The 11,565-nt window shown below is 37.7% G+C and carries 6 protein-coding genes, 1 tRNA gene and 3 rRNA genes; 8 read left to right on the top strand and 2 right to left on the bottom strand.

The features are described 5' to 3' along the window. The 5 genes from BN3657_RS08400 to BN3657_RS08380 all read left to right on the top strand — a co-directional run. Positions 1–1,129: ribosomal RNA gene (locus BN3657_RS08400) — 16S ribosomal RNA — on the top strand; the annotation flags it as partial. 39 nt (positions 1,130–1,168) lie between these two features. Beyond that, a tRNA-Ala gene (locus tag BN3657_RS08395) sits at positions 1,169–1,244 on the top strand. Positions 1,245–1,377: 133 nt separating this feature from the next. Next, positions 1,378–4,223, top strand: a 23S ribosomal RNA gene (locus BN3657_RS08390). 32 nt (positions 4,224–4,255) lie between these two features. After that, positions 4,256–4,372, top strand: a 5S ribosomal RNA gene (gene rrf / locus BN3657_RS08385). A gap of 231 nt (positions 4,373–4,603) precedes the next feature. Next, entirely contained in the window at positions 4,604–5,236 is a 633-nt protein-coding gene (locus tag BN3657_RS08380) for a hypothetical protein (protein ID WP_062552543.1), read from the top strand. A 66-nt stretch (positions 5,237–5,302) separates the two neighbouring features. Here the strand turns inward: BN3657_RS08380 and nrdG are convergent, their stop codons facing one another. Continuing rightward, entirely contained in the window at positions 5,303–5,797 is a 495-nt protein-coding gene (gene nrdG / locus BN3657_RS08375) for an anaerobic ribonucleoside-triphosphate reductase activating protein (protein ID WP_062552542.1), read from the bottom strand. Beyond that, positions 5,797–7,920, bottom strand: a complete 2,124-nt coding sequence (gene nrdD, locus BN3657_RS08370) for an anaerobic ribonucleoside-triphosphate reductase (RefSeq protein ID WP_062552541.1) — start codon at positions 7,918–7,920, stop codon at positions 5,797–5,799. The genes nrdG and nrdD overlap by 1 nt, the downstream gene beginning before the upstream one ends. A 336-nt stretch (positions 7,921–8,256) precedes the next feature. On the opposite strand from nrdD, the gene BN3657_RS08365 reads away from it, so the two are divergent. The 3 genes from BN3657_RS08365 (at position 8,257) to panC (ending at position 11,564) form a co-directional block, all read left to right on the top strand. Then, on the top strand, positions 8,257–9,693 hold the full coding sequence (locus BN3657_RS08365) for a C40 family peptidase (RefSeq protein ID WP_062552540.1): 1,437 nt from the start codon (positions 8,257–8,259) through the stop codon (positions 9,691–9,693). Positions 9,694–9,774: 81 nt separating this feature from the next. Continuing rightward, positions 9,775–10,581 carry a thioredoxin domain-containing protein gene (locus BN3657_RS08360; protein ID WP_062552539.1) on the top strand — a complete coding sequence of 269 codons (807 nt, stop codon included), beginning with the start codon at positions 9,775–9,777 and terminating at the stop codon, positions 10,579–10,581. Between the two features lie 149 nt (positions 10,582–10,730). Then, positions 10,731–11,564, top strand: coding sequence for a pantoate--beta-alanine ligase (gene panC / locus BN3657_RS08355; RefSeq protein WP_062552538.1), 834 nt, complete (start codon positions 10,731–10,733; stop codon positions 11,562–11,564). The last annotated feature ends 1 nt before the right edge of the window (position 11,565 follow it).

Raw genomic sequence — 11,565 nt, 5'->3', positions numbered from 1 at the left:
AACTCTGATGCAGCGACGCCGCGTGAACGAAGAAGGCTTTCGAGTCGTAAAGTTCTTTTATATGGGAAGATAATGACGGTACCATAAGAAAAAGCCCCGGCTAACTACGTGCCAGCAGCCGCGGTAATACGTAGGGGGCTAGCGTTGTCCGGAATCACTGGGCGTAAAGGGTTCGCAGGCGGAAATGCAAGTCAGATGTAAAAGGCAGTAGCTTAACTACTGTAAGCATTTGAAACTGTATATCTTGAGAAGAGTAGAGGTAAGTGGAATTTTTAGTGTAGCGGTGAAATGCGTAGATATTAAAAAGAATACCGGTGGCGAAGGCGACTTACTGGGCTCATTCTGACGCTGAGGAACGAAAGCGTGGGTAGCAAACAGGATTAGATACCCTGGTAGTCCACGCTGTAAACGATGAGTGCTAGGTATCGGAAGAATTCGGTGCCGCAGTTAACACATTAAACACTCCGCCTGGGGAGTACGTGCGCAAGCATGAAACTCAAAGGAATTGACGGGGACCCGCACAAGCAGCGGAGCATGTGGTTTAATTCGAAGCAACGCGAAGAACCTTACCAGGGCTTGACATATAGAGGACCTACTTAGAGATAAGTACTCTTCTTCGGAAGCCTCTATACAGGTGGTGCATGGTTGTCGTCAGCTCGTGTCGTGAGATGTTGGGTTAAGTCCCGCAACGAGCGCAACCCCTATCTTTAGTTACCAGCATTTCGGATGGGGACTCTAAAGAGACTGCCGATGATAAATCGGAGGAAGGTGGGGATGACGTCAAATCATCATGCCCTATATGCCCTGGGCTACACACGTGCTACAATGGAAGGTACAAAGGGAAGCAAGATAGTGATATTAAGCAAACCTCAAAAAGCCTTTCCCAGTTCGGATTGTACTCTGCAACTCGAGTACATGAAGATGGAGTTGCTAGTAATCGCAGATCAGAATGCTGCGGTGAATGCGTTCCCGGGTCTTGTACACACCGCCCGTCACACCATGGAAGCTTGTAATACCCGAAGCCTGCGAGCGAACCTTATGGAAGCAGCAGTCGAAGGTAGGATAGGTGACTGGGGTGAAGTCGTAACAAGGTAGCCGTATCGGAAGGTGCGGCTGGATCACCTCCTTTCTAAGGAAAAAAAATCTTCACACTATTTTAATTATATATGGGGGTATAGCTCAGTTGGGAGAGCGCCTGCCTTGCAAGCAGGAGGTCAGGAGTTCGAATCTCCTTATCTCCACCAAACCGACACGCTAAAAGCGTTAAGGTTTAACAAGAATCGCAAAAGCGATTTGAACCATAACAACTTAAAAACTAATCAAAATTTCTTAAACAAACAATTAAACTGGAAATAAACAGAAATGTTTATTAACAAAGGTCAAGTTAAAAAGAGCACTAGGTGAATGCCTAGGCACCAAGAGGCGAAGAAGGACGTGACAAGCTGCGAAAAGCTGCGGGAAGGAGCAAATATCCAATGACCCGTAGATATCCGAATGGGGAAACCCACCGCAAGGTATCCTATAGCCAATCCATAACTATAGGAGGCGAACCAGGTGAACTGAAACATCTAAGTAACCTGAGGAAAAGAAAGAAAACTCGATTCCCTAAGTAGCGGCGAGCGAACGGGGAAGAGCCCGAAGTGTAAAAAGAGACAATAGCCAGCCGAATAATCTGGGAAGACTAACCAAAGAAGGTAACAGTCCTGTAGGCGAAAGCGAAGATATCCGACACAAAAGAGTACCACGGAACACGAGAAATTCAGTGGGAATATGGGGGGACCACCCCCTAAGGCTAAATACTACTTGGTGACCGATAGCGAACAAGTACCGTGAGGGAAAGGTGAAAAGAACCCCGGAAGGGGAGTGAAATAGAATCTGAAACCTAGTGTTTACAAGCAGCGAAAGTGGTAAACATCACGATCGTGTACTTTTTGTAGAACGGGCCAGCGAGTTACGATTATTAGCAAGGTTAAGCATTACAGATGCGGAGCCGAAGCGAAAGCGAGTCTAAATAGGGCGAAAGTTAGTAGTTGTAGACCCGAAACCGTGTGATCTATCCATGAGCAGAGTGAAGTTGAAGTAAAATTCAATGGAGGCTCGAACCGGGTAACGTTTAAAAGTTATCGGATGACTTGTGGATAGGGGTGAAAAGCCAAACGAACACGGAGATAGCTGGTTCTCCTCGAAATAGCTTTAGGGCTAGCCTCTAGTTAGAGTGAAAAGGGGGTAGAGCACTGATTGGTCAAGGGGCATGCATATGTTACCAAGACCTATCAAACTCCGAATACCATATCATGAACTAGGGAGTCAGACTATGTGGGATGAGCTTCATAGTCGAAAGGGAAAGAGCCCAGACCATCAGCTAAGGTCCCAAAATTATAGTTAAGTGGGAAAGGATGTGGAGTTACTGAGACAACTAGGATGTTGGCTTAGAAGCAGCCACTCATTTAAAGAGTGCGTAATAGCTCACTAGTCAAGTGACTCTGCGCCGAAGATAACCGGGGCTAAACTATATACCGAAGCTATGGAACGTCTAACGTTGGTAGAGGAGCAATGTATGAAGGATGAAGCAGAAGTCGTAAGGCACTGTGGACATCATACAAGAGAGAATGCTGGCATGAGTAGCGAGAGGTGAGTGAGAATCTCACCCGTCGAAAACCCAAGGATTCCTGAGCAAGGCTCGTCCACTCAGGGTAAGTCGGGACCTAAGGCGAGGCTGAAAAGCGTAGTCGATGGACAACAGGTTGAAATTCCTGTACCGATACAATCATTAAAGGAAGTGGGGACGCAGAAGGATAATAAGAGCGCCCAGTTGGTGAGGCGTGCAAGCGCAAAGTCTGGAAAGTAGGCAAATCCGCTTTCCGAGAAGGATGAAGCGTAATGCGGATCGAAAACAAGTAGAGAAGCTTATGACTCCACACTGCCGAGAAAAGCCACTACAAGAGAAGTATCGCCCGTACCGTAAACCGACACAGGTAGGTGAGGAGAGAATCCTAAGACGAGCGGAAAAACCTTTGTTAAGGAACTCGGCAAAATGACCCCGTAACTTCGGGAGAAGGGGAGCCCCTGTAAAAGGGGGCCGCAGTGAAAAGGCCCAAGCGACTGTTTACCAAAAACACAAGTTTCTGCTAAGTCGAAAGACGAAGTATAGGAGCTGACACCTGCCCGGTGCTGGAAGGTTAAGGGAAAAAGTTAGCGCAAGCGAAGCTTAGAACTGAAGCCCCAGTAAACGGCGGCCGTAACTATAACGGTCCTAAGGTAGCGAAATTCCTTGTCGGGTAAGTTCCGACCCGCACGAAAGGTGTAACGATTTGGGCACTGTCTCAACAAAGGATCCGGTGAAATTGTAGTAGCGGTAAAGATGCCGCTTACCCACGACAGGACGGAAAGACCCCGTGGAGCTTTACTGTAGGCTGAGATTGAATTTTGGGATTAAATGTACAGGATAGGTGGGAGACTAAGAACAAGGTACGCCAGTATCTTGGGAGTCGCCATTGGGATACCACTCTTTTAATGCTAGAATTCTAACCTAACCCCATGAATCTGGGGAAGGGACACTCTCAGTTGGACAGTTTGACTGGGGCGGTCGCCTCCGAAAGAGTAACGGAGGCGTTCAAAGGTTCCCTCAGCACGGATGGAAATCGTGCGAAGAGTATAAAGGCAGAAGGGAGCTTAACTGCGAGACCAACAAGTCGAGCAGATGCGAAAGCAGGACTTAGTGATCCGGTGGTACCGAGTGGAAGGGCCATCGCTCAACGGATAAAAGCTACCCCGGGGATAACAGGCTTATCTCCCCCAAGAGTCCACATCGACGGGGAGGTTTGGCACCTCGATGTCGGCTCGTCTCATCCTGGGGCTGAAGTAGGTCCCAAGGGTTGGGCTGTTCGCCCATTAAAGAGGCACGCGAGCTGGGTTCAGAACGTCGCGAGACAGTTCGGTCCCTATCCGTCGTGGGCGTAGGAAATTTGAGAGGAGCTGTCCTTAGTACGAGAGGACCGGGATGGACAAACCGCTGGTGTACCAGTTGTACTGCCAAGTGCATAGCTGGGAAGCTAAGTTTGGAAGGGATAAGAGCTGAAGGCATCTAAGCCCGAAGCCCCCCTCGAGATGAGATTTCCCTCGAAAGATAAGACCCCTTGAAGAAAACGAGGTAGATAGGCTCAAGGTGTAAGCACAGTAATGTGTTCAGCTAGCGAGTACTAATAGGTCGAAGACTTGACCAAGAAGTTAAAAGAAGATTAGTTTTTAAGTGAAATCTGGTGAGAATAGGACAATGGACACACCTGTAACCATACCGAACACAGAAGTTAAGCATTAGTCCGCTGATGGTACTTGGTTGGCAACGACCTGGGAGAGTAAGTTATCGCCAGTTAAAAGGTCTATTGATGTAAGGATTCCTTTGTCAATAGACTTTTTATTTTAAATACTCCTTTTAAAATTAGTAAAATATTTTGCTTTAATTATTCCACAATGAGTAATCTCATTACATATTAAAGATAAGAAGATCTTCCTTAATTGGAAGATTTTTTTATTGCAAAATTATTTCGGATTTTTTATGTAGAGAATTTTAATATAAAGGGGTAAATATAAATTAGGTGATATTATGAAAAGTAAAGTTGCAAAAGTTTTTGCTATCCTAATTCTTCTTGTAATAATTTTATTTGCAGTGGTCCAAATTTATTTTTCTCCTACTCCAGATTTTAGAAGAAATAATTCTATACATGGTGTTAAGGTAAATATAAATGTCTCTGAAGATGATAGAAAGCCTATTGTTAGGACATTTGAAAGATCGAAGTTTGAAAGTATGCCTGAAAAGAAAATTGCAAAAGTAAAAGATACAGTTGATGGAAGAATTGAGGGAGATATTCCCTGTATACATTTAAATGAAGACAATAAGATTTATTTTACTTTTGAAAAAGATGGAGAAATTTATGAACCAGAAATTCCAAAAATAAAAATATTTGCCCATGCTTCTCATTATGACGATAAAGAAAAACAGAGACTAATAGAGGGAGAGCTAGATAGGCTTGATGACGGCAGGTATTGTTATGAAACTAAAAGATATAGCACTCAATTTGAAAAATATTTTATGGAATATTTAAGGATTGAAATTTACTACACAATTGATGGTGTGGACTACCTTTATACCTTTGGGACATTCCAAGATAATGCCAATGATGGGACAAACTTTTTTGACAATGAAGAATTAGAAAAGCCAATCCCACCAGAAGAATAGGATAAAAAAAGACCTCAGTTTTTATGCTGAGGCATTTTTCTTTTTTATAGAAATTTAAGTTTATTATTATAAGTCAAATAAAACTACTTTATTTTCATCCAAGGATTTTTGAATGTCTATTATCCTTTGGTTGGAAGATCCTCGAAATCTTAGTTTTAAGTCTTTTAGAGCTTCTACAAATCTCCCATCAACTAGTACGTCACACTCTTCTAGGAGTTTCTTCTTGTCCTGGTCTTTTAAAATTTCTTCATAAGTATAGCCAGAGAAGATCCAAATGTCCTTTTGGACTTCTTTTTTTATGTCACGAATAACTTGTAAGAGGTCAATTTCATTTTGAAAGGGCTCACCTCCAAGTAGTGTGAGACCCTTTACTTCACCTAGATTTAAATAGCTAATTACTTCTTCTGTCTCTTTGTCAGTCCAAGTATCTCCATAATTAAAATCTTGATATTCTTCGTTAAAACAGTTGTGGCATTTGTGAGTGCAACCTGTGACAAAAATTGTAGTCCTTATGCCAGGGCCATTGGCAACATCATACTTTCTTATTTGTGCAAAGTTCATTAGATATGAAGCACCCTTGCATTAATTTCTTTAGTACGACCTTCGTTCCAGAAGTTTTCACCAAGGTAACCACAAGTACGTCTTACAACAGTTAGTGTTGACCTGTCAGTGTTGTGACATTGTGGACATTCCCAATCGCCGTGGTCATTTAATTTTATTTCTCCATCAAAACCACATTCAGAACAATAGTCAGATTTTGTATTAAATTCTGCATATTGAATATTGTCGTAAATATATCTTACTATTGTCTCAAGTGCTTCTAAGTTGTGGCCCATGTTTGGAATTTCTACATAAGAAATGCAACCACCAGTTGACTTGTCTTGGAACTTTGATTCAAAGTTGAACTTTTCAAAAGCAGAGATTTCTTCACGGACGTCAACGTGGAAGGAGTTGATGTAGTAACCCTTGTCTGTTACATTTTCAATTATGCCAAATCTTTCCTTGTCAATGTTGCAAAATCTTTGTGTAAGTGATTCTGCAGGAGTTGCATAAAGAGTGAATTTAATGCCATATTCTTCTGTCCATTTTTTTACTGCGGCATTCATTGTGTCCATAATTCTCATGGCAAAGTCATATCCTTTTTTATCTGTATGACTAACGCCCTTAACTAGGACGCTTGCTTCATATATTCCAATGTAGCCAAGGGAAACTGTTGAATAGCCATTTAAAAGAAGTGGAGCGATGGATTCGTGTTTTCCAAGTCTTGAGATGGCACCGTGTTGCCAGTGAATTGGAGATGAATCGCTTGTAACTTTTTTCAAGTGTTCATATCTAAGAAGACCAACTCTCTTAACTAGGTCTAATCTTTTTTCTAAAATTTCAAAAAATTTTTCTTCGTTTCCACCAGAAAGGATACCTATTTGAGGAAGGTTTATAGAGCAAGCTCCCATGTTAAATCTTCCTTCAAATTTGTAATTTCCTTTTTCGTCCTTGTAAGGAGGAAGAAAAGCCCTGCATCCCATTGGAGCAAAGACATTGCCTTCATAATTCGCACGCATTTTTTTTGCAGAAATATAGTCAGGATACATTCTCTTTGCAGTACATCTTATTGCGAGGGAAGTTAGGTAATAGTATTTTGAGTCCTTATTTATATTGTTTTCATCAAGAACATAAATTAATTTAGGGAAGGCTGGTGTTACATAGACACCTGCGTCATTTTTAATCCCTTGAATTCTTTGTTTTAAGATTTCTTCTATTATCATTGCAACTTCATCTACATATTGGTCATTATCTTCAAGCCACATAAATAAAGTTACAAAAGGCGCTTGACCATTTGAAGTCATTAGGGTATTTATTTGATATTGAATTGTTTGGATGCCGCTTTCTAAATCTTTTCTAGTCATTTTATCTGCCATTTTTTCAGCAAGTTCAATATCGCCTAGAGTATCAAGGGCAAGAGAAAGATTCTTTTCATAAGATCTTCTTAAATATTTGCCAAGGCAAGATATATTAATACTTTGACCACCGTATTGATTTGATGCAATTTGTGCAATAATTTGTGTCATTACATTACAAGCAACTTGAAAAGATTTTGGAGTTTCGATCATCTTTCCATTTACAACTGTTCCGTTATCTAGCATATCCTTCATGTTAACTAGACAGCAGTTAAAAATTGGCTGAATAAAATAGTCCATATCGTGGATGTGAATTGCACCAGAATCGTGAGCTTCAACTAAATCAGCAGGAATCATTTTTCTCTTTGCAATATCCTTTGAAACTTCCCCTGCTATTAAATCTCTTTGAGTTGATGCTATAACTGCATTTTTGTTGGAGTTTTCATCCATTAGGTCATCATTAGTTTCATTTAAAAGTCCTAAAATATCTTCGTCAGTTGTATTTTGTTCACGTTTAAATTGTTGCACTGACTTGTAAGATTCATAGGCTCTAGCTGTTGCAGGATTATCATTTTGGATCAAACGGTAATAAACTTCTCCTTCAATGTCATAAATTGATAGGGGAATATCCTTAGATTGTGCAAGTTCTTCAATCTCTTTGGCAATTTCTAGAGCTTGATTTTCTATGTATACACCTGAACTTGAGTGCATAGCTTTTTCTATAGCGATTACGATTTTATTTATATCGAAATCAACTTTTGTGCCATTTCTTTTTATAACTTGTGGCATTGTTCCCATCCTTTCTACTTAAAATTTATAAATATTATTTTTTCTGATAAATATAATTATACAACATATAGTATGGGAATGAAAGAATGAAAACAAGATATTGGGTTTTCCCATAAATTTTACAAAAAGATAAATAACTTGTAATTAATTAAAGAATTTTAATCCTTTAGTAGTAATTGGAAAATTTTAAATTGATAAATTGAGAATTTGTAAAATTATTTTAACTATTAAATAAATCGAGAGCTTGATTATATAGCAAAATTTATTTTTCACAATTTACATTATCACTTTAAATGATAAAATATAATTAAGAAAATAAATAAAAAGGAGAGTATTATGAAGAGGTTTTTATTACTAGTAACAATAATGTTAACACTTTTACTACCACAGGGAGCTTTTGCGATTTCTGCTTCCGCCAACAACAAGTCCTACATAAAAATTATTGACCCAGATGAAAGAGAGAGGACTTTGCCCTTCTCAACTTATAACATCAATGACTACAACTACTTTAAGCTCCGCACACTTGCAAATTATATGAATCACACGGAAAAAAAGTTTGATGTCAGATATGATGAAAGTAAGGACGCTATATTTATTAGCACTGGAAAAAAATATTCAGATTACAATGGCTTAGAAATATTAAAGAAAATTTATGGTGATAAAGAAGCCTATGAGACAAGGCAAAAAATTTTTGTAGATGACAAGGAAATAAAAATTAACGGGTACAATATTGATGGAAATAATTATTTTAAACTTCGTGATTTGGCTGCTGTTCTTGATTTTATGGTGGACTATGACAATAAAAATAATTGTGTAATTATAAATCCACAGCTTCCTAGCAGTGAAAAGGAAAAAATAAATAGTGAATTTATTCCAAAAAATGAAGTCAATCAACTTGTGTCTGGAGATGTTTTAGGTAATGAAAATTCATTTTGCTATATAGCTGCCAGCGGAAGTCCATCAAAGATAAATGTTATGCCAGGATATGTGGCAGAGATAAAAAATTCTAAGATTACTAACTTTAAAGAATGCTCAAATTCCATTAATATTCCAAAGGACACAGCAGTAGTTTATATTAATTATGCTAATTTTAAAAATAAGACTATATCCATAGATAACAAAGATGTAAATATTAGCCAATCTTATTTAAATAATTGGTTTAAGAAAAATATTTACGTAACTCTTGTAAAGGGCACAAGGATTGATGGATTTAACAATGCTTATGAAATAAAATACATTGAGTTCACAAATACAAGTAAAGGAAACAATATTGTTTCTTATATTTTCGATGCACCTATTGAAAAGAGAAATGAGATCAGCTTTGGATATAGTCCAGAAATTGTCGATTTTGTTGCAGATAGAAATCAAGTATATAGTATTGCTAAAGAAGGTAAGCATATTGGTTTTACTTGGTGGTACGCAAGTACGCCAAAGACTTACAATGAAAAAATTGAGCACATGATAAATTATGCCCTAAGTGTTCAAGGTTATTCTTATGACCAATATGACTGTTCAGGTTTAGTTGGTATAGCCTCTGATGTTGCGGGATTTGACATTGCACCTGCTTATTCTTGGTTAATTGAAGGATGTCCTAATGTCAAAGAAGTTCCAATGAAAGATTTGAGAAGAGGCGATCTTCTTAACAAAGCTGGGTCACACATTATGATATATATTGGCGATGGAAAAGTCGTAGAGTCAGTGCCACAGGATGGAGTTAGAGTTGCTCCTGTTAGGAAAAGTGGATATAAAGTTCTTAGGATATTAGATCTATGAGAAAGAGGGGTGAACCCTCTTTTTTTGTGTTAAAATTGTATTTAGAGAGAATTTATATAATTATAATTAGAAGAGGTTATTATGTTAAAAATATTTACAGATGTGTTGGACCCCTTTTTGTGGGGACTTTTTCCAATAATCAGAAAATTTGAAAGAAAATATAAAAACTTTAAATATGAATTTGTAATGGGAGGACTAATTGGCGACTATGAAGAATTCTTGCCGCAAAATTTTAGGAAAAAAAATTCTATTAAATTAGGCAATAAAATTCTATATGACATGTATAGGGCAACTAGTACTATAACAAATATGAAGGGTTTTTCATCTCCACCAGAACTTTTTACAGAAGATTACAAGTCATCCTATCCACTGGACAAGTACTTTTTATCTGTAAAGGAAATTGATGAAGATAAGTCAAAAGCTTACATGAGAAAAATTTTGGAAGAGGCAATAATTTTTGAGAAAAATATTTTTAAAATAGATGTCCAAAAAGATATTGTAAAAGATTTTGCTTTGGATCTTGAAGAATTTATTTTTAATTATGAAAATAGTCAGGGTATATTTCTTCAAAATAGGATGGAAACTTTTGACTACAGGATAAAAAAATTTCCGGGATTTTTAATTACTGAGAATAATAGAGTTCTTCAAAATATAATGAACTTCTCAAGAATTGAGGAATTTTTATTGGAAAATTTGGACTTAGATGAGAGAGATGAAAATTTATCAGAGGAAGAAAAAATTTTAGATTATATAAAATCCTACGATCTAGTCTTAAAAGATGAAATAAAAATAGTCTTTGGAGAAGATAATAAATTAGAAGAGTTAATTAAAGAAGGAAGGATTAAAATAAGAGAAGTAAATTCCTTTGAAATTTTAGAGGTGGCGTGAGATAAAATTATAAGGCAGAAGCTTCCTTTTAACTTTAAAAATTTTAAAAATCTGCTATAATATTTGCCGGAGACGGTATTATTTTTATAAACCGTACTTAAATATTTATAAGTAAATATTTCTCCAAAATAAATTTTAAGGAGAGAAGAATGAAAGTACTAAGAAACGTGGAAGAAGCTTTGGAATTTACCAAGGGAAATTACCAAAAGTCCGTGGGCTTAGTTCCGACTATGGGATTTTTACACCAAGGACACAAGTCACTAATTGATGAAGCCAGAAAGAATAACGATGTAGTTATTGTTTCTATTTTTGTCAATCCAACACAATTTGGACCAGGCGAGGATTACGAGGCCTATCCAAGAGACGAAAAGAGAGATTTTAAACTTTGCGAAGATGCTGGGGTAGATGCAGTATTTACACCAGATCCAAAGGAGTTTTATCAAAATCACAAAACTTATGTAACTATTGAAGATTTAAAGGACAACTTGTGTGGCAAGACTCGCCCAATTCACTTTAGGGGAGTTTTAACTGTTCTAAGTAAGTTATTTAATATCTTTAGACCTACAAATGCTTATTTTGGCAGGAAAGATGCCCAACAATTTTTAATTGTAAAAAAAGCTGTTTATGATTTAAATTTTGGAATCAACATTATTCCTTGTCCTATTAAAAGAGAAAAAGATGGTCTTGCAATTTCATCAAGAAATGTTTATTTGTCTGATGAAGAGAGAAAGGCCGCTCCAGTTTTAAATAGGGCCTTAGAAAAGGGAAAAGCTGCTATTAAAAAGGGAATGAAGGCAGAAGATTTAATAAAGATTATTGAAGATGAAATAAAGACTGAAGAACTTGCAGATATTGAGTATGTTCAAGTTGTTGACACAGAAGAGATAAAAGACATAGACATAATTGATAAAGATGTCCTTGTTGCTCTTGCTGTTAGATTTGGAAATACTAGACTTATAGACAACTTTTTCTACGAGGTGTGAC

Origin of the sequence: Peptoniphilus phoceensis, from assembly GCF_001517665.2 — a bacterium.
Lineage (GTDB): Bacteria > Bacillota > Clostridia > Tissierellales > Peptoniphilaceae > Peptoniphilus_A > Peptoniphilus_A timonensis.
This window is presented reverse-complemented; position numbering and strand designations above follow the sequence as displayed.